At 64.8% G+C, this 16,934-nt stretch carries 20 protein-coding genes and 1 pseudogene; 10 read left to right on the top strand and 11 right to left on the bottom strand.

The window, feature by feature from the left end:
• Positions 1-188 precede the first annotated feature (188 nt).
• Entirely contained in the window at positions 189-863 is a 675-nt protein-coding gene (locus tag EOA29_RS08095) for a winged helix-turn-helix domain-containing protein (RefSeq protein ID WP_126091015.1), read from the bottom strand.
• 169 nt (positions 864-1,032) lie between these two features.
• Between EOA29_RS08095 and EOA29_RS08090 the strand changes: the two genes are divergently transcribed.
• On the top strand, positions 1,033-1,401 hold the full coding sequence (locus EOA29_RS08090; protein ID WP_126091014.1) for an NIPSNAP family protein: 369 nt from the start codon (positions 1,033-1,035) through the stop codon (positions 1,399-1,401).
• Positions 1,398-1,742: an antibiotic biosynthesis monooxygenase gene (locus EOA29_RS08085; protein ID WP_126091013.1), complete on the top strand. Its 345-nt coding sequence runs from the start codon at positions 1,398-1,400 to the stop codon at positions 1,740-1,742. The genes EOA29_RS08090 and EOA29_RS08085 overlap by 4 nt, the downstream gene beginning before the upstream one ends.
• A 187-nt stretch (positions 1,743-1,929) precedes the next feature.
• On the opposite strand, the gene mbfA is transcribed toward EOA29_RS08085, so the two are convergent.
• Complete coding sequence (mbfA, locus tag EOA29_RS08080; RefSeq protein WP_126091012.1) at positions 1,930-2,913, bottom strand: iron exporter MbfA; 984 nt, start codon at positions 2,911-2,913, stop codon at positions 1,930-1,932.
• A gap of 168 nt (positions 2,914-3,081) precedes the next feature.
• On the opposite strand from mbfA, the gene EOA29_RS08075 reads away from it, so the two are divergent.
• The gene (locus tag EOA29_RS08075; RefSeq protein ID WP_126091011.1) at positions 3,082-3,405 is read left to right on the top strand and encodes a hypothetical protein; all 324 of its coding nucleotides are present in this window, start codon (positions 3,082-3,084) and stop codon (positions 3,403-3,405) included.
• 343 nt (positions 3,406-3,748) lie between these two features.
• On the top strand, positions 3,749-4,726 hold the full coding sequence (locus EOA29_RS08070; protein ID WP_126091010.1) for a threonine/serine dehydratase: 978 nt from the start codon (positions 3,749-3,751) through the stop codon (positions 4,724-4,726).
• Between the two features lie 238 nt (positions 4,727-4,964).
• On the opposite strand, the gene EOA29_RS08060 is transcribed toward EOA29_RS08070, so the two are convergent.
• The 4 genes from EOA29_RS08060 to EOA29_RS08045 are packed head-to-tail and all read right to left on the bottom strand — an operon-like array spanning position 4,965 to position 8,681.
• Positions 4,965-6,113, bottom strand: coding sequence for an ABC transporter permease (locus EOA29_RS08060; protein ID WP_348628863.1), 1,149 nt, complete (start codon positions 6,111-6,113; stop codon positions 4,965-4,967).
• Complete coding sequence (locus EOA29_RS08055; protein ID WP_126091009.1) at positions 6,110-7,030, bottom strand: ABC transporter ATP-binding protein; 921 nt, start codon at positions 7,028-7,030, stop codon at positions 6,110-6,112. The genes EOA29_RS08060 and EOA29_RS08055 overlap by 4 nt, the downstream gene beginning before the upstream one ends.
• A complete protein-coding gene (locus EOA29_RS08050) occupies positions 7,027-7,980 on the bottom strand; it encodes an HlyD family efflux transporter periplasmic adaptor subunit (RefSeq protein WP_126091008.1) in 954 nt (317 codons plus the stop codon). Before EOA29_RS08050 ends, EOA29_RS08055 begins: the two co-directional genes overlap by 4 nt.
• A complete protein-coding gene (locus EOA29_RS08045; protein WP_126091007.1) occupies positions 7,977-8,681 on the bottom strand; it encodes a CerR family C-terminal domain-containing protein in 705 nt (234 codons plus the stop codon). The genes EOA29_RS08050 and EOA29_RS08045 overlap by 4 nt, the downstream gene beginning before the upstream one ends.
• 90 nt (positions 8,682-8,771) lie before the next feature.
• On the opposite strand from EOA29_RS08045, the gene EOA29_RS08040 reads away from it, so the two are divergent.
• Genes EOA29_RS08040 through EOA29_RS08030 form a run of 3 tightly spaced genes read left to right on the top strand, consistent with a single transcriptional unit; the run spans position 8,772 to position 11,022 of the window.
• On the top strand, positions 8,772-9,245 hold the full coding sequence (locus EOA29_RS08040) for a CYTH domain-containing protein (protein WP_126091006.1): 474 nt from the start codon (positions 8,772-8,774) through the stop codon (positions 9,243-9,245).
• Complete coding sequence (locus tag EOA29_RS08035) at positions 9,242-10,174, top strand: CHAD domain-containing protein (protein WP_126091005.1); 933 nt, start codon at positions 9,242-9,244, stop codon at positions 10,172-10,174. The genes EOA29_RS08040 and EOA29_RS08035 overlap by 4 nt, the downstream gene beginning before the upstream one ends.
• Before the next feature lie 41 nt (positions 10,175-10,215).
• Positions 10,216-11,022: a lipo-like protein gene (locus EOA29_RS08030; RefSeq protein WP_126091004.1), complete on the top strand. Its 807-nt coding sequence runs from the start codon at positions 10,216-10,218 to the stop codon at positions 11,020-11,022.
• A 76-nt stretch (positions 11,023-11,098) separates the two neighbouring features.
• Here the strand turns inward: EOA29_RS08030 and EOA29_RS08025 are convergent, their stop codons facing one another.
• Complete coding sequence (locus EOA29_RS08025; protein ID WP_126091003.1) at positions 11,099-11,917, bottom strand: alpha/beta hydrolase; 819 nt, start codon at positions 11,915-11,917, stop codon at positions 11,099-11,101.
• A gap of 48 nt (positions 11,918-11,965) precedes the next feature.
• The gene (locus EOA29_RS08020) at positions 11,966-12,760 is read right to left on the bottom strand and encodes a helix-turn-helix transcriptional regulator (RefSeq protein ID WP_126091002.1); all 795 of its coding nucleotides are present in this window, start codon (positions 12,758-12,760) and stop codon (positions 11,966-11,968) included.
• A 112-nt stretch (positions 12,761-12,872) separates the two neighbouring features.
• Between EOA29_RS08020 and EOA29_RS08015 the strand changes: the two genes are divergently transcribed.
• Together EOA29_RS08015 and EOA29_RS08010 are read left to right on the top strand one after the other, a co-directional pair.
• A complete protein-coding gene (locus EOA29_RS08015) occupies positions 12,873-13,730 on the top strand; it encodes an ATP/GTP-binding protein (protein WP_127220710.1) in 858 nt (285 codons plus the stop codon).
• A gap of 113 nt (positions 13,731-13,843) precedes the next feature.
• The gene (locus tag EOA29_RS08010; protein WP_126091000.1) at positions 13,844-14,770 is read left to right on the top strand and encodes a DMT family transporter; all 927 of its coding nucleotides are present in this window, start codon (positions 13,844-13,846) and stop codon (positions 14,768-14,770) included.
• Positions 14,771-14,792: 22 nt separating this feature from the next.
• Here the strand turns inward: EOA29_RS08010 and EOA29_RS08005 are convergent, their stop codons facing one another.
• The 3 genes and pseudogenes from EOA29_RS08005 to EOA29_RS07995 form a co-directional block, all read right to left on the bottom strand.
• Positions 14,793-15,062: a helix-turn-helix domain-containing protein gene (locus EOA29_RS08005; RefSeq protein ID WP_126090999.1), complete on the bottom strand. Its 270-nt coding sequence runs from the start codon at positions 15,060-15,062 to the stop codon at positions 14,793-14,795.
• A gap of 90 nt (positions 15,063-15,152) precedes the next feature.
• A pseudogene (locus EOA29_RS08000) lies at positions 15,153-15,853 on the bottom strand (phosphatase PAP2 family protein).
• 18 nt (positions 15,854-15,871) lie between these two features.
• Positions 15,872-16,210 carry a hypothetical protein gene (locus tag EOA29_RS07995; protein WP_126095687.1) on the bottom strand — a complete coding sequence of 113 codons (339 nt, stop codon included), beginning with the start codon at positions 16,208-16,210 and terminating at the stop codon, positions 15,872-15,874.
• Between the two features lie 433 nt (positions 16,211-16,643).
• Here EOA29_RS07995 and EOA29_RS07985 point away from each other — a divergent pair.
• Positions 16,644-16,934, top strand: a 291-nt coding sequence (locus EOA29_RS07985) for a twin-arginine translocation signal domain-containing protein (protein ID WP_127220708.1), incomplete at its 3' end; no start/stop codon positions are given.

Here is a 16,934-nt window from a genome sequence, read left to right as displayed (position 1 = left end):
CCTCTGCCCTGCCGGGCATCTCCCCCGCAAGGGGGGAGATTGCAGTTTTGGCGACTCGCTTATCCTGCAACGTCGCAGGTTGGCGAAAGCGGCTGAGCGTTAATCTCCCCCCTTGCGGGGGAGATGCCCGGCAGGGCAGAGGGGGGTGCCTCGCGCAGAGGTTGCCAGTCTATCGTTTGTGCGCAGCCCTACGCCAGAAACACCCTCTCGAATTCCTGCCTGCCCTTCGGCGAGAACACCACGGCGCGGCTGTCCCTCTCGCGCCGCGCCCATTTCTCGGCGATGATCTTGTCGAGGATGGCGGCGCCCAGCGCGCCGGCGAGGTGCGATCGCCGCACGCTCCAGTCGAGGCAGGCGCGGCAGACCGGCCGCCTGGCCTTGGTGTCGATCGCGATGTCGAGCGCGGCGAAATGCGAAATACCTGACGGTGAGAGTCGGATCTCGTTGTCCTCGCGCAGCAGCACTTGTCTGTCGACGAGACGGTCGAGCATCGCCACCGCCTGCTCGCCGGCGAGGTGATCGTAGCACACCCGCGCCACGCGCATGGCCGCATCGCGCGGGCCGGGCCGAACCCGCTTCGGGCCAACGGCTTCCGCAACGCCGATGATCGCTTCGATCATGCCCGCCACCTGCGGGCTGGCGAGGCCGTAATAGCGATGCCGGCCCTGGCTCGCGAGCGTCAGCAGCCCGCCATCCATCAGCTTCGACAGATGCGAGGACGCGGTGGGCAGCGAGACGCCGGCTTCCAGCGCAAGTTCCGATGCGGTCAGCGCCGTGCCGCCCATCAGCGCGTTGAGCATGTTGGCGCGGGCCGGGTCGCCGACCAGGCTGGCGACACGGGCGATGTCTGGTCCTTCACGCATAGTTCGATCCTCATCGAAGCATTCCCGCGAGGGGAGCACTATTCTCGAGCCAGCTCAAGCCGCCAGGCAAACGCTCCTGACAGGAGAATGCCTAGCACGCCGACGCCAGCGATGTTTCGACCGTGGTCGAACCATCGCCGCCGTGAAGCCAACCGACGAGGAGACCGCCATGACCATCACCTGCTTCATCCGCTACGAGATCGATCCGTTCGGCAAGGCTGCCTTCGAGCAATATGCGCGCGCCTGGGGCCAGGCCATCCCGCGCTGCGGCGCCGACCTGATCGGCTATTTCGCGCCGCATGAGGGCTCGGCCACCACAGCCTACGCCGCTTACAGCATCGAGAACCTCGCAGCTTACGAGGCCTATCGCGCGCGGCTTGCCGCCGACCCCGCCGGCAAGGCAAACTACGACTTCGCACGGCGCGAGAAGTTCATCCTCAAGGAAGACCGGATCTTCCTGAAACTGGTGTCGGGCCCGCACGGGCCGAGGCAGATGTTTCACACCGATGTAATCGTGAAGGAAGGGATAGAGGCATGATCGCTGTCATCTTCGAAGTAGAGCCGGCGGAGGGCAAGCGCGATGCCTATCTCGGCATCGCCGCGGAGCTTAAGCCCTTGCTTGAAGGCATAGACGGCTTCATCTCGGTCGAGCGCTTCCAGAGCCTCACCGATCCGAAGCGCGTGCTCTCGCTGTCGTTCTGGCGCGACGAGGAGGCGGTGAAGGCCTGGCGCAACACCGAGGAGCATCGGCAGGCGCAGAAAGCGGGACGCGGCGGAATCTTTGCCGGCTATCGTCTGCGCATCGCCCATGTCGTGCGTGATTATGGGCTCAATGAAAGGGCCGAGGCGCCGCAGGATAGTCGCGCCGTGAATGGATGAAGCTCCCCCTTCTCCCCTTGTGGGAGAAGGTGTCGCCGAAGGCGACGGATGAGGGGTGTTCCAGCTTGGCGGCGCCGGAGGAGACTGCAAGGTCGCCAACGTCTCACTCCGCTGGAACACCCCTCATCCGTCTCGGCGCTAACGCGCCGATCCACCTTCTCCCACAAGGGGAGAAGGGAAAAAGCGCTCAGGCATTCCCGATCAGCACGCCCGCGCCGAACACCAGCGCGCCGCCCAGCACCACCTGAAAGGCGGCGCGCCAGAATGGCGTCTGCATGTAGCGGTTCTGGACGAAGGCGATCGCCCAGAGCTCGAAGAACACCACGATCGCGGCGACGATCGTGGCCGTCCAGAAATAAGGGATGAGGTAGGGCAGCGCGTGGCCGAGCCCGCCCAGCGTCGTCATCACGCCGACGGTGAGGCCCCGCTTCAGCGGCGAGCCGCGCCCGGAGAGCTTGCCGTCATCGGAGGCGACTTCGGTGAAGCCCATCGAGATGCCGGCGCCGATCGAGGCGGCAAGACCGACGAGAAAAGTCTGGAACGTTTGATGGGTGGCGAACGCGGCCGCGAAGATCGGCGCCAGCGTCGACACCGATCCGTCCATCAGTCCGGCGAGCCCCGGCTGCACATAGGTGAGGATGAACTGGCGCTGCTCGGCGCTCGCCTCCTCCTCCTTCACCTCGCCCGGGACATGTGTCTGCTCCAGCTCATGCGCGGAATTCTCATGGCCGAGCTCGGCCGCGGCCAGATCGTCGAGCAGTTTGCGCGTCGAGGCGTCGGTGGTCCGCTTGGCCGCTTCGACATAGAAGCGGTAGGCCTGCCGCTCCATCTCCTCGGCCTGCCGGCGCACATGCTCGATGCCGAGCGGCCGCACCAGCCAGTCGGGCTTGCGCTCGTAATAGCCCCTGACATGTTCGCGCCGGATCAGCGGAATGCGCTCGCCGAAGCGCCTGCGGTGGAGCTCGATCAGGGAATCGCGATGGCCATCCTCCTCCTCCGCCATCGCCTCGAACACCTTGGCCGATTGCGGAAAGGCTTCCGCCAGCCCGTCGGCATAGGCGCGGTAGATGCGCCCGTCGTCCTCTTCCGACGAGATCGCCAGCGCCAGGATCTCCTGCTCCGACAACGAATCGAAGGAGCGGCGGCCGAAGCCGAAAACACGGGAAAGCATGAGGAAATCACCCTAATTTAGAATAGTTCTAAACTAGGAGCTTGGACGCCGAGGGTCAATCGTGAACACGGCGGGACAGGCGGAATTCGTTGATCCAGCGTCGCACCTTCATTATTGCCGAATGTTCACCGATATGAGGCGCGCCAATTGAAATCGAAGGAAGCAAGGATGACGGAAAAGAAGCTCCCGCACGCATTCGATGTGAAACCCGTTCTCGATCTCATCGCCGGCATCGAGGCGGACCTGCAGCGCCTCAAGGGTCTGGTCGAGGAACAGATCGAAAAATTCGACCCCGCCAATCCGCACAACAAGACGCCTGAGGGCAAGCTGACCGAGGAAGGCGTCGAATGCTGCTACCGCATGTTCGACGAGGGCAAGTCGCGCTATTCGGTCGCCCAGCAGATGAAGATCTCGTTTGCCGCCGCCACGCATCGCTTCAACAGCTGGCGCAAGCTCGGAGGGAAGAAAAGGACGCGCACGCTGCTAGGGTGAGGCGTCCTACTTCGTCACGAAGGGCATCGGCGTTGAAGCTGCCAATCTCCCCCCTTGCGGGGGAGATGTCCGGCAGGACAGAGGGGGGTGTGAAGGAACTCTGTCCTTTCCGGCAAATGTAGAGCAGCCCTGGCAACTTGCGAGCGTATTCAGCATTGATCGGCTGAGATGTCGGCGGGACAGCACCCCCTCTGGCCTGCCGGCCATCTCCCCCGCAAGGGGGGAGATTACGCGCTTCGCCGTCCGTCATCACCAACATTGTACCCATCACATTTTTTCGTTGGCGCGCCGGGACAATTTCCGTGCACCATAGGCGGTCCCGTTCTTCCGCGAGGCCCACGCCATGACCGCCCTGCCCGGCATTTCCGACATCCACGCCGCCGCCGCGCGGCTCTCCGGCCTGATCGTCGAGACGCCGCTTATCGAATCGCCGGAGCTCAACAGGCGCTATGGCGGCCGCATCCTGTTCAAGCCCGAGACGCTGCAGCGCACCGGCTCCTTCAAGATCCGCGGCGCCTACAACAAATTGTCGTCGCTGAGCGAAGAAGAGCGCAGTCACGGCGTCGTTGCCTTTTCTTCCGGCAATCACGCGCAGGGCGTCGCCGCTTCGGCTGCGATGTTCGGTGTCAAGGCGGTCATCGCCATGCCCGTGGACGCACCGGCGCTCAAGGTCGGCAATGTCCGCAGGATGGGCGCCGAGGTGGTGCCGTTCGACCGTTTCAAGGACGACCGCATGACGGTCGTTCGCCCCTATGTCGAGATGGGCATGGCATTGGTGCCGCCTTTCGACGATCCGGCCATCATCGCCGGCCAGGGCACGATCGGGCTGGAGCTGATGCGCCAAGCGAAGGCGCTCGGCGTCAGCCTCGACGCGGTGGTTATCCCCTGCGGTGGAGGCGGCCTGTCGAGCGGCATTTCCGTCGCTGTCAAGGACGCCTCGCCGCGCACCGCCGTCTGGGCGGTCGAGCCCGAGCATTTCGACGACACGCGCCGCTCGCTGGCCAAAGGCGAAAGGGTCTCGAACCAACCCGGTCATACCTCGATCTGCGATGCGCTCCTCACCGCCGAGCCCGGCGCCATCACCTTCGAGATCAACCGCCGGAACCTCGCCGGCGCCATCGCCGTCTCCGACAAGGCCGCCGCGCAGGCGATGCGCGACGCCATGGCCTACCTGAAGCTGGTGGTCGAGCCCGGCGGCTGCGTCGCGCTCGCGGCGCTGTCGTCCGGCGAAATCGACCTCGCCGGCAAATGCGTCGCCGTGGTGCTTTCCGGCGGCAATGTCGATTTCGGCACCTATGCCGAGATCATGGCTGCAGCTTAGGCGGTGCTGCTGCGACTCCACACACAGGCCGCGATCCGTCACACCCCCCTCTGGCCTGCCGGCCATCTCCCCCGCAAGGGGGGAGATCAGCCGTCGCCGCCGCTTTCGCCAATCAATAACGTTGCAGGAGGGGCGACGACGCCGGAGCTGCCAATCTCCCCCCTTGCGGGGGAGATGCCCGGCAGGGCAGAGGGGGGTGCTGTCCCTCCAGCGTCAAACCTTTTTCGCCGTGCCTCGCTCAATCCAGTGTCCGCCGGAAGCGCAGCAGGGCGGCGCCGGCGAATGCCACCACGAACACCGCCAGCCAGCCGATCTCGGCGGCTACCGCGTTGAAGTCGGCGCCCTTCAACATGACGGCGCGGGTGATACGCAGGAAATGCGTCAATGGGAAGATCTCGCCCAAGATCTGGGCCCAGCCCGGCATGCCGCGATAGGGGAACATGAAACCCGAGAGCAGCAGCGACGGCAGGAAAAAGAAGAAGGTGAGCTGCATCGCCTGCATCTGGGAGCGAGCCATCGTCGAGATCGTATAGCCGAGCAGCACCAGCGAAAGCACGAAGACCAGCACCGATGATAGCAGCAGCGTCAGGCTGCCGACAAAGGGGACGCCGAACAAAAGCTTCGCCGCCACCAGCACCACCGCCACCTGCACCGCGCCGACGACGAGGAAAGGCAGCACCTTGCCCAGCATGATCTCGGTCGGGCTTGACGGCATGGCGAGCAGGTTCTCCATCGTCCCGCGCTCGGTCTCGCGGGTCAGCGCGATCGCCGTCATCATCACCATGGTCATCTGCAGGATGACGCCCAGCAGGCCGGGCACGATGTTGTATTGCGAGATGCCTTCGGGATTGTAGCGCTGGTGCACCACCACCTGCAGCTGCTGCTTGGCGGCCTCGGTGGCGGTCGCCTGCATGCCCTGGGCGCGCAGCAGCGCCTGGCTCGCCACCCTGCTCAGCGTCGAAATGGCGCCGCTCGCCGCCGACGGATCCGTCGCGTCGGCCTCGATCAGGATCTGCGGGCTGTCGCCGCGCTCGACACGCCGGGCAAAGTCGGCCGGGATGGTGACGACGAAGGAGACGGCGCCCTTGGCCATCAGCATTTCGGCCTCGGCCGCGCTTTCGGACACATGGTCGAAGCGGTAGTAGCCGGTCATCTGCAGGGCGGAGACCATGGCGCGCGTATACTGGTCGTTGCTCATCGCCACCAGCGCCGTCGGCAGGCTCTTCGGATCGTTGTTGATGGCAAAGCCGAACAGCACGAGCTGTAGCAAAGGCACGCCCAGCATCATGGCGAAGGTGATGCGGTCGCGCCGCATCTGGATGAACTCCTTGATCAAGAGCGCGCCGAGTCTCGCGAAGGAAAAGACCGCTCTCAAGCCATCTTTCATGTCATGTTGTCCTTCGAGCCGGCCATGAACTGGATGAACACGTCTTCCAGGCTGGTCTCGCCGGGCGTCACCGTCACGCCCTTGTGCTCCTTCTCGACATCGGCAAGCGCCTTTTCCAGCGCTGCCTTGTCGGAGCCGACGACATGCAGCGTGGCGCCGAACGGCGCCACCTGGTCGACGCCGGGGCGCCCTTCCAGCGCCTCGGCCACGCGGCCGAGCCGCGGTCCCTGCACCACGAAGGTGGTGAGCCCGGCATTCTCGACCACCTCGTCCACCGTGCCGGTGGCCAGCAACTTGCCGTAGGAGATGTAGCTGATGCGGTGGCAGCGCTCGGCCTCGTCCATGTAATGGGTGGAGACCAGCACCGTCAGCCCGCCGCTCGCCAGCCTGTGGATCTCGTCCCAGAACTCGCGCCGCGCCTTCGGGTCGACGCCCGCCGTCGGCTCGTCGAGCAGAAGCAGCTTCGGCTGGTGCATGATGCAGGCAGCGAGCGCCAGCCGTTGCTTCCAGCCGCCGGAAAGCGTTCCGGCCAGTTGGTTGCGGCGCGTGGCGAGGCCGAGCTCCTGCAGCGTCCGCGACACATAGTGCTCGACCGGTCTCAGCTGGTAGAGCCGTGCCACGAATTCCAGGTTCTCGCCGATCGTCAGATCCTCGTAGAACGAGAATTTCTGCGTCATATAGCCGACCTCGCGCTTGATCCTGAGCGTGTCGGCCCGGATGTCGAAACCCAGCACCGTGCCTTCGCCCTCGTCCGGCGTCAAAAGTCCGCACATGATGCGGATGGTCGTCGTCTTTCCCGAGCCGTTCGGCCCGAGGAAGCCGACGATCTCGCCCTCGGCCACCGTCATCGTCACATGGTCGACGACGGTTTTGTCGCCGAAGCGCTTGACCAGCCCGCGCACGTCGATGACGTTCATTTTGCGAGGTCCGCCAGGTCGACGTCGACGATCTGGCCGGGCTGCAGCGCACTGGTATCGCCTTCCGGCCGTGCCTCGACGAGATAGACCAGCTTCTGCCGGTTCTGAAGCGAGTAGATCACCGGCGGAGTGAACTCCGGATCGGGCGAAACATAGCTGACGCGCGCCTTCAGATCCGGCCCGCAGCCGTCGCAACGCACGCTGAGCAGCGTGCCGACCTTCACCGACGAGAAAGCGGTCTCCGGCACATAGACGCTGAGCTTCATGGCGCCGTCGGGCAGCATCGAGACCACCGGCGCGGTCGGCCCGGCGGTGTCGCCGGGATTGCGGATGACATCGTTGACGCGGCCGCCGGAGGGCGCTGCCAGCACACGCTTGGAAAGGCGCCACTCGGCCTGCCCCAATTCCGATTGCGCCTGCTTGACCTGGTTCTCGGCCGCCTTGATCATCTCGGCCCGCCCCGGCAGGCCGCCGACGGCGAGATTGGCCTCGGCCTGGCCGACCTGCGCATTGGCGGTCTCAAGCGTGGCGGAGGCGGTGTCGTAGTCGGCCTGGGTGCCGGTGCCGCGCTTGTAGAGGTCGCTGGCGCGGTCATATTTGCGCTTGGCGTCGGCGGCCTGGGCCTTGGCCATATCGACCTGTGCCTTGAGCACGGCGATCTCTTCCGGCCGCTTGCCCACTTGAAGGTCGGCAAGCTGCGCTTTGGCCTGCGCAAGTGCGGCCTGCGCCTGCGCCACGGCGATCTTGGCGTCGGCATCTTCCAGCGTCACCACTGGCATGCCCGGTGTCACCCGGTCTCCGCGTTTGACGTTGACCGTCGCAACCTGCGCCACCTCGATCGGCGCCATCAGCACATACTCGCCCTCGACATAGCCGACGGCGAGCGGCGCGGCCGCCGCGCAAGCGCCGAACAACTGGGCCGCGAGCGGCAGCGAACAGAGAAAACTCATGATTTGCCCTTCTTGCGGGCGGCCGGATCGCGCGCCGCCAGCATTGCCCTGAGGTTGTCGGTCGCGGCCGCCACGACCTTGGCGGCCTCTTTGTCGCCGATCTCGCGCCAACCCATCCTGCGCAGCACCGCTTCGCGTCCGATGCGGAAATAGATGACCTGGCCGATCATCGTGAACACGGTGAGCTTGGTGGCTTCGCTTTCGGCCGGCTCGCCGGTCGCCTGCTCCCAGATCTGGCACAGCCGGCGGTGCGTCGGTTCGAAGACGCCGGCATAGATGCGGTCGAGCGCCGCCGTCGGGTGCGAGAGCTCCCTAAGTACGAATTGTACGATCTCGCCGGCCTGGGGGCTCGCCACGACAAAGCCGACCATCCGCTCCAGCGCGGCAAAGAGCTGCGCCCGCGCGGCTTCCGGGTTTGAAGGGGCGGTCGCCTGGGTTGCGCCGAGCGCTTGTCCGGCAATCATCTGGATGGTCTCGACGATATAGTCGGCGGCGGCGGCGCGTAAGCCTTCCTTGCCGCCGAAATGATAGGCGATCGAGCCGATATTGGCCTTGGCCTCGGCGGCGATCTCCCGTGTCGAGGTGCCGTCGAAACCTTGCCGCCCGAACAGTTTGAGAGCGGCATGGACAAGCGCCGCGCGCGTTTGATCGGCGGTAGAGGTTTCTCGTTGTGGCTTTTTGGTGCTCGCTTCCTTGCTCATGACATTGATTTAATCAATCGATTGATTAAAGTCAAATTGATTTTCGCCTCGGCTTGCCATGTCCGTCCCCACACGCTTTAGTGCGCGGCCATGGGCAAGGAAGTTGAGCGCAAGTTCCTGGTCGCCGGCAATGCCTGGCGTCATCTGGTCGAGGCGGATATCCGCATCCGCCAATTCTACGTCGCCGCACAGCCCGGCCGCACGGTGCGCGTGCGCATCAGCGACGGTGCTTCGGCGGAACTGACACTCAAGTTCGGCGACAGGGCGCGCGAGCGCGACGAGTTCGAATATCCGATCCCGCTCGCCGAGGCAGAGGAGATGATGGCGTTCGCCATCGGGCGTGTCATCGAGAAGACACGCCACCATGTTAGACACCGCGGCTATCTCTATGAAGTCGATGTGTTCGGCGAAGTGCTCTCGGGGCTCGTGGTCGCGGAGTTGGAGACGCCGGAGGACGTACCTGACGAAATGCTGCCCGACTGGCTCGGTCGCGAGGTCACGGGCGAGTCAAGATTTTACAACGCGTCGCTGGCCCTCGGGGGGATACCGGAGATCGCCGCATGAGCTTTCGCATCGATCCGCGCCTGCCGCTCACCGGCGAGGTCAGGCGCATATTGACCGACGAGATCGGCAAGGCGCTCGGCCATCTCGAGACGGCGCGCGACAAGCCGGAGCAGGGGCTGCACAAATGCCGCAAGCGGCTGAAGAGCATCCGTGCCTTGCTGCGCCTGGTTCGGTCCGGAGACGAACCGTTCTGCCAGACCGAAAACGAATGTTATAAGCAAGTGTCGGCGCTACTTGCCGGCCCGCGCGAGGCGACCGCCCTCATCGAAACGATCGACCGTCTGGCGGAGGCCTTTCCGGAACAAACCGCCGGCGGCGGCCTCGATCCCGTCCGCGAGCGGCTGGCGCTGCGCCAGCATGAGCTTCATGCCGGCCCCGGCCTCGACGCCGCCATAAATGCGGCGATGGCCGCCTGCCGGGAAGGGCTGGAGCGTATCGACAGGCTGTCCCTGCCCGACCAGCCGGAACAGGCGGCCGATATCCTCGCCGAGGGCGCCCGCGCCATCTTGCGGCGGGCGAAAAAGGCGCTCGACAAGGCCGGCTCGCGCGGCGAGGCCGATGACTTTCACGACCTGCGCAAGGCGGCCAAGACGCACTCGATGCATCTGTCGCTGCTCGGCCGCCTGTGGCCGACGCCGATCAAGGCCCGCCGCAAGGCGGTCGACAAGCTTGGCGAGTTGCTGGGCGAACTGCATGACGTCTTTGTCATGCGCGCGCTGCTCGCCGCCGACGGCGAGCCGCTCGGCCCGCCCGACGACACGAAACTGCTGCGCAAGCTGTTGAAGCGTTCGGAAAAAAGCCTCGGCAAGGCTTGCCTCTCCGAGGCCGCCGAACTGTTCGGCGACAGCCCCGGGCGTTCCGCCAAAAGGCTCGCGCGCAAGGCGCGCGACGACCTCGCGGTTCCGCTTGAGGAAGCGAACGCTGCCTGATCATGGTCTAAGTGGCCGGCCTGTGCTAATCGGCGTCTGGGATGACTGCGCCGGCCGAAACCCTCCTGGACCGACTTGGCCGCTGGCTCGCCGGCCGGCTGCAGGATGAATCCTCTGGCTATGAACCCTATACGCCGTCCGATGCCGAAACGCTGCGCCGCACGCTGCAGCCCGGCGACGTCCTGCTCGTCGAGGGCAACCAGAAGATCTCGGCGGCGATCAAGTACCTTACCCAGTCGACCTGGTCGCATTCGGCCTTCTATGTCGGTGATGCCTTGCCGCTGCCCGAGGACGGTTCGGAGCGGCCGCGTCTGATCGAGGTGACCCTCGGCGAAGGCTGCGTTGCCGTGCCGCTCTCGCGCTACCGCACCTACAATACCCGCATCTGCCGGGCGAGCGGGCTGACGCCGGAGGATCGCGACAAGGTCGTTGCCTTCATGATCGGCAAGCTCGGCCTGAGATACGATCTCAAGAACATTTTCGACATGCTGCGCTTCTTCCTGCCGACGCCGCCGGTGCCGGTGCGCTGGCGCCGCCGCATGCTGGCGTTCGGCTCCGGCGATCCGACGCGGGCGATCTGCTCGACGCTGATCGCCGAAGCCTATGGCCAGGTCCGCTATCCGATCCTGCCCGAGATCACCCGCGCGCTCGGCCGCGCCTCGGCGCAGTCGAGCTATATGCGGCGGGAGATCCTGCACATCCGCCATCACTCGCTTTACACGCCGCGCGATTTCGACCTGTCGCCCTATTTCCGTATCGTCAAGCCGACGCTGGAGTACGGCTTCGACTACCGGGCGGTCGCGTGGGGAGACACGGCGACCGATTCGGAAGAAAAGGCCGCCGAGTAGGCCTGCCCGAGGCGATCTCGCCCACCATTCCTGCAGAGAGGCCGCGCCCGAGCGCCGCTGGCGTCGCGCGGAGATGTCATCCCCCTAAAAATGCCCTCAGCCGCCTCAGCACCAGATCCGGAGCTTCAAGCTGAGGCAGGTGGCCGACGCCAGGCAGTGTTTCGAACGACGCCTGCGGGATCAGCGCATGAAGCGCTTTGCCTCGCGTCAGCGGAATCCATGGGTCGTCCTCGCCCCAGATTATCTTTACCGGACAGCGTATGTCCCCGAACATCGGCTCGATTTCGGCGGTATATCTTTCATCGGCTTGCGCGAATTGGCTATAGAAGCTCGCGCGCCCGTCCTCGGAAAGCCACGGCTCGACAAGCTTCTCGAAATCTCCGGAATCGATGTCGTTCACGATGGCTCCCTTGATGTAGGCCTCCACGACCGCTCTGTGGATATGCGGTGGCAGGCCCAGAAAGGCATCCACATGGCGACCGACATGATCGAAGAACTCCGATCCCCAAGGGCGCATCGCGACAACGTTCATCAGAAGATACCGGTCGAAGTCGCAGCCATGCAGCAAATGCGCCCGTAGCGTTGTCGCTCCACCCATATCGTGGGCGATGACGATCGGACGTTCGATATCCCAAGACGCAAGCATCTCGGCGAATATCTTTCCTTGCACATCGAGTGACGTGCGCTGCCCCGCGTCTTTCTCGGATTGCCCGTATCCGGGCATATCATACCAATGGACGCGATACCGCCCTGCAAGGTCCGGGATAATCCGATGCCATGAGAACGAGGACCACGGCCAACCATGAGCCAGGACGAGTGCAGGCCCGCTGCCCAGTCGACCCGCTGCCACTGTGCCCGCGGATGTTTGCACGGTCTCATCGAGTTTCCACGTCATCCAATACTCTCCCCGGGACTGCGGGTGCCAAGCGCCAAATTTCAACCATTAGGCCGGCAGCGGCCGCCGTCCTTTTGCTCCCGAAGCTATTCGCGCACCGGCGTCGCGCGGATGCGGTCCGATCGGCATGATCGCCGGAAACGGCGTCGCGCCGAAGGCAAAGGTCCATTTGTAACCGACAAGCTGGTCTTCCGGCGTGGTGTGCTGGTCGTGATGGGCAAGCAGCCTTGCGCGTTCCGCCAGGTCCTCCGCCTCGCGCCGTACCATCTCCGCCGTTTCCGGCCGCATCCGCCGGGAGAAGCTGACGAAGGTCGCTTGGCCATCCATATGACCGATCGCCCAGCCGATGAAGTTCTTGTTGGTCGTCTCGAAATGCGGCTTCAGCGGTCCCTCGAAATCCCACTGAATGGGCGTGTCGACCAGCAGCCTGGCCGAAAGGCCGCGCCCGAGCGCGACCAGGCCGAGTTCTTCCAGGTCGCGCAGGTAGAGGAACATCGAGGCTTCGCTCAGGCCCTGCGAGCGCATGATGCCTTCGGGCGTGAATTTTTCCGACAGCATGATGAAGACGAAGAGCAGCGCCGGCCGTGCGGCAAGCCTGCGCTCGATCTCCGGCGCGACGTGGTTGGCCGGTCCCGGCCCCCGGCTCATCGAGCCCAGCACATTCTCCAGTTCCACTTCCGCCGCGGCGCAGATCTCCATCAGCCGATCGAGCTTGCAGTTCCGCTCATGGAAGATGCGCTTCACCGTCGGCTCGGAAACGCCCATGCGCTCGGCCAGCGTCCGGTAGGTCAGGCCTTTGGCCTTCAACGTCCGTTTCAGCGCCTCGAAGATCGGACCGTTCATGGAATGCACCTCGTTTGCATGAATTCGTATCGAACTTCGATACTACGTGCGAACAGTCTTCCAGAAAAGTATCGAAAAACCTAGCTCTCCGCCGTCACCACAGGAGAGCACCATGAAGACCCTCATCGCTTCGACTTTTCTCGCCGTCGTCGGCATAGCAACGGTTCCCGTCGCTGAGGCCGGCGAGATCTGGCGCGCCGGCGGCTTCGAGCAGCCGGAATCGGTGTTGTTCGACGCCGCCAACAAGCGCATCGTCGTCTCCAACATCGTCGGCAATCCCGGCGATGCCGACGCCAACGGCTATTTGTCGCTGCTGTCGCTGGACGGCAAGGTCATCACCCGCCACTGGGTGGACGGCATGGACGCGCCCAAGGGCATGGCGATCTCGGGCGGCAGGCTTTACGCCGCCGATATCACCAAGGTCCGCGTCGTCGACATCGCCAGCGGCAAGCTGGTCTCGACCATCGACGTGCCGGGCGCGGTTTTCCTCAACGACATGACGGCCGATGCCTCGGGCAACGTCTATGTCAGCGACATGCTCGCCGACACGATCTATCGCCTCGACGGCGACAAGCCGGAGCTGTTCGTCAAGGATGCGCTGCTGGCTTCGCCCAACGGCGTCTTCGCCGAAGGCGACCGGCTGATCGTCGCGTCCTGGGGCAAGGGCATCAGGCCCGATTTCAGCACGGCGGAGCCGGGCGGCCTGCTCGCGGTCGATCTCGCCGGCAGGAAGGTGACGCCGCTGCCTGGCGCCCAAAGATTCGCTGATCTCGACGGCGTCGTCGCCATCGGCGACGATATCTACGCCACCGCCTACATGACCGGCACGCTCTATCGCTACCGTGCCGGCGGCGCGCCGGAGGCGATCGCCACCTTCAAACCGGGCAGCGCCGATATCGGCACCGACGGTGAAAAGATCTTCGTGCCGCTGATGGGCGAAGGCGCCGTCGCGGCGCTGAAGATCGACTGAGGGCCGCTGCGGCGGCGGGAACGGCGTCGATCCGGATTGGACTGCCATATCGACGCAGCTGCCATCTGGTTCTGCCGCTCGCTCCGGGATATCCGGCAGCAAATTCCCGTCACATGAGCGAAGCCGTGAAGACATCCAGCCTGACCGGCGCCGTTTCCCCAATGATCCCGGTGCTCGTATGCGCGCTGGCGATCTTCCTGCTGTCCGGGATGGACGCGGCGATGAAGTCGCTGGTTATCGCGGTAGGCGTGTACAATACGGTGCTGTGGCGCAGCATGGTCGCGACCTTGATCGCGGGCGCGGCCTGGTCGGCGGGGCCGCGCTCGAAGCCCACCCTTCCGGTGCTGGGGGTGCATGCGCTACGCGCCGCGGTTGTCGGCATCGTCCTGCTTTCGTTCTTCTGGGGACTCGCCAGATTGCCGCTCGCCGAGGCGATCGGGCTCAGCTTCGTCGCGCCCCTGGTTGCTCTGCTCCTCGCCGCGCTGTTGTTGGGCGAACGTATAAGGCGGCAGGCTGTATGGGCGTCGCTGGCCGGTATCGCGGGCGTCGCGATCATATTGGCCGGCCAGTTTGGGGCGGCAAGCCATTCGCAAGATGCCCTGTTCGGCACGGCTGCGGTGCTCGTATCGACGGTGTTCTATGCCTACAATCTGATCCTCTCCCGGCAACAGGCACTGCTGGCCAAGCCGGTCGAGATCATGCTGTTCCAGAACCTCTGCGTCGCAATCATCCTCGGTCTCGCCGCGCCATGGCTCGCCGTCGCGCTGCCGAAAGACCTCTGGCCTCACCTCGTCGGGGTGGCGGTGCTGTCGCTCGCCGGCCAATTCCTGATGAGTTGGTCCTACGCCCGCGCCGAAGCGCAATATCTGATCCCGACGGAATACTCGGCCTTCATCTGGGCGATCGCGCTTGGCTGGTTCTTCTTCGGCGAGGAGGTGGCCTGGACCACGCTGGCAGGGGCATGCCTGATCGTCGCCGGCTGCCTGATCGCCGCGCGCGCAAACCCGAAACTTGCCGAGCCGATCGAAGCGGCGGTTTGAGGGATCCCGGTTAGCTGGGAGGTCAGCCCTGCGGACTCTGTGCCGTGACGGCTTTGAACCGCACGCCTCTGCCGCCGCGCTCGCTCGCCTGGCTTTCGCCGATCAACTCCACCCCGATCTCGTCGAGCGCCTGGGTGACCTTCATCAGCGAGTCGACCACGCCCCTGACGACGCCTTCGCTCGCTTCCATGCGCTGTATGGTCGGAAGCGAAACCCCGGCGCGCTCGGCGAGCGTTCTCTGGTCGATACCGGCCAAGGCTCTCGCGGCGCGCATCTGTGCGGCAGTCATCATCGGCTGGAATCCATATCTGAATATGCAATATCGATATCTAATATAAATATTACAATGTCTCAAGCATCATTCGGAGCGAATTTGGCGCCGTCACTCGCTATCCGCCATCACCTTGTGCCGCTGCAGCAGCCGCGCTGCAAGCCAGCACAACATGGCCCAGGCGAAGCCGGCGCACCAGCCGGCGAGCACGTCCGATGGCCAATGCACGCCGAGATAGACGCGGCTGGTTCCGACCAGCACCGTGACGAGCACGGCCAGCGCAAGCAGGAAGACCTTGGTCGCGCGGTCCGGCAGGAAGCGGGCCGCCAGCGAGCCAAGGGTAAGATAGGTGATCGCCGAGAGCATCGCGTGGCCGCTGGGGAAGGAGAACGAGGTCTCGTTGACGAGATGGGACACGAGATCGGGTCGCGGTCGGTCGACTTCGAACTTGAGCAGGCTGGACAGCACCTGTCCGCCGGCGACGGCCACGAACACGAACAATGCCGTCGCCGGCCGCCGGATCAGCAAAAGGTAGATGTGACCGTGCTGGTGATGAGCACCAGCACGCTGGTGCTGCCAAGCGCGGTGATGTCGCGCACCGCGCCTTCCAGCCAGGGTGGACCGATCGGGCTGTTCGGCTGCCCGGCCTGGCGGAAGGCGAGCAGGATTTCAGTGTCGAAGGCGTGCGGGGTGGTGGAGCGCGCCACCTCCATCAGTTCAACCAGGCCCCACAGCCCGCCGGCGATCACCAGCCCGGCCAGGAGCACCGGGAATTCTATTCTGTTGAGCAGCGCGTTGGCGGTCGATTTCATTCGGGGCCTTGGGTCCAGCTACAGCCGTTGCATATAGGGCCCGAGCGTGATCAGGACGACGGCCGCGATCGCCAGCATGACGCCCGTGGCCTGCAACGCATTGAGCCGTTCGCCGAAAAAGACCAAGGCCACGACGTTCACCGACACCAGCTGGATCACCGCCGACAGGCTGAACGACACCGACATGCCGAATTCGCGGATCAGCCTCAGCATAATCAGATTGCCGGCCGAATAGAGCGCCAGCGTCAGCAGGATCTTGCCAAGGCTCGGCGCCAGCCCCCACTGCTTGGCCGCCATCGCCGCCAGCAGGAAGATCACCGTTGAGACGCCAAGCTGCGCCAATCCCCAGATACCCACGTTTTTACCCCCTTGAGCGGCCTTCGCCGCGCCCGTCGCCACTCTTGTTTCCGAAGCGCGTGAAGCCGTCAAGCTGGCGGTGGAGGAGTAGGCGAAGGCCGCGGCAAGCCCCTTCTCCCCGTCACTATACGGGGAGAAGGTGCCGGCAGGCGGATGAGGGGCGGCGCCAGCATTGGCCATCAGCATTACACGCCGGGGCTGTCTTTGCTTGAAGCGATCGTCACGGCGCCTCTGTTTGCCAGGTCGGCGCCGCCCCTCATTGCCCTGCCGGGCATTTCTCCCCGTATAGTGACGGGGAGAAAGGGGCCGACATCGACGGCTTCGCCAATCGCCGAGGGGTACGTCGAAGCCATGTCACGAAAATGTGATCGGCCCGCTTTAGGGGTCGAAAGGTCAAAATCCCCAGCCACCTCAAGAAGCCAGAGGACAGCCCATGACCCAATCCCCTGAGACCCGCTTCCGCACCAGCCTGCTCGAGGAGAACGACGGTCCGCCCGTCAATCCCGCCGACAACCGCACCATGGGCGAGATCATCGCCGCGCGCTTTTCGCGCCGCGGATTCCTCAAGGGTTCGCTGGCCGTCTCGGCCATTGCCGCCACGGTCAGCCCGCTGGCGCTCGTCGCCGCCGACGAGGCGCGCGCCGCCGAGGCCTCGGCCTTCAAATTCGACGAGCTCGAGGCCGGCATCGACGACAAGCACCATGTCGCGCCGGGTTACGACCTG

It is taken from the genome of Mesorhizobium sp. M1E.F.Ca.ET.063.01.1.1 (assembly GCF_003998155.1).
Taxonomy (GTDB): Bacteria; Pseudomonadota; Alphaproteobacteria; order Rhizobiales; family Rhizobiaceae; genus Mesorhizobium.
This window is presented reverse-complemented; position numbering and strand designations above follow the sequence as displayed.

Bases quoted from the DNA above. Each gene is read 5' to 3' on its own strand.
- EOA29_RS08095 (WP_126091015.1), bottom strand. From the start codon at position 863: ATGCGTGAAGGACCAGACATCGCCCGTGTCGCCAGCCTGGTCGGCGAC.
- EOA29_RS08090 (WP_126091014.1), top strand. From the start codon at position 1,033: ATGACCATCACCTGCTTCATCCGCTACGAGATCGATCCGTTCGGCAAG.
- EOA29_RS08085 (WP_126091013.1), top strand. From the start codon at position 1,398: ATGATCGCTGTCATCTTCGAAGTAGAGCCGGCGGAGGGCAAGCGCGAT.
- mbfA (WP_126091012.1), bottom strand. From the start codon at position 2,913: ATGCTTTCCCGTGTTTTCGGCTTCGGCCGCCGCTCCTTCGATTCGTTG.
- EOA29_RS08075 (WP_126091011.1), top strand. From the start codon at position 3,082: ATGACGGAAAAGAAGCTCCCGCACGCATTCGATGTGAAACCCGTTCTC.
- EOA29_RS08070 (WP_126091010.1), top strand. From the start codon at position 3,749: ATGACCGCCCTGCCCGGCATTTCCGACATCCACGCCGCCGCCGCGCGG.
- EOA29_RS08060 (WP_348628863.1), bottom strand. From the start codon at position 6,113: ATGAAAGATGGCTTGAGAGCGGTCTTTTCCTTCGCGAGACTCGGCGCG.
- EOA29_RS08055 (WP_126091009.1), bottom strand. From the start codon at position 7,030: ATGAACGTCATCGACGTGCGCGGGCTGGTCAAGCGCTTCGGCGACAAA.
- EOA29_RS08050 (WP_126091008.1), bottom strand. From the start codon at position 7,980: ATGAGTTTTCTCTGTTCGCTGCCGCTCGCGGCCCAGTTGTTCGGCGCT.
- EOA29_RS08045 (WP_126091007.1), bottom strand. From the start codon at position 8,681: ATGAGCAAGGAAGCGAGCACCAAAAAGCCACAACGAGAAACCTCTACC.
- EOA29_RS08040 (WP_126091006.1), top strand. From the start codon at position 8,772: ATGGGCAAGGAAGTTGAGCGCAAGTTCCTGGTCGCCGGCAATGCCTGG.
- EOA29_RS08035 (WP_126091005.1), top strand. From the start codon at position 9,242: ATGAGCTTTCGCATCGATCCGCGCCTGCCGCTCACCGGCGAGGTCAGG.
- EOA29_RS08030 (WP_126091004.1), top strand. From the start codon at position 10,216: ATGACTGCGCCGGCCGAAACCCTCCTGGACCGACTTGGCCGCTGGCTC.
- EOA29_RS08025 (WP_126091003.1), bottom strand. From the start codon at position 11,917: ATGACGTGGAAACTCGATGAGACCGTGCAAACATCCGCGGGCACAGTG.
- EOA29_RS08020 (WP_126091002.1), bottom strand. From the start codon at position 12,760: ATGAACGGTCCGATCTTCGAGGCGCTGAAACGGACGTTGAAGGCCAAA.
- EOA29_RS08015 (WP_127220710.1), top strand. From the start codon at position 12,873: ATGAAGACCCTCATCGCTTCGACTTTTCTCGCCGTCGTCGGCATAGCA.
- EOA29_RS08010 (WP_126091000.1), top strand. From the start codon at position 13,844: ATGAGCGAAGCCGTGAAGACATCCAGCCTGACCGGCGCCGTTTCCCCA.
- EOA29_RS08005 (WP_126090999.1), bottom strand. From the start codon at position 15,062: ATGATGACTGCCGCACAGATGCGCGCCGCGAGAGCCTTGGCCGGTATC.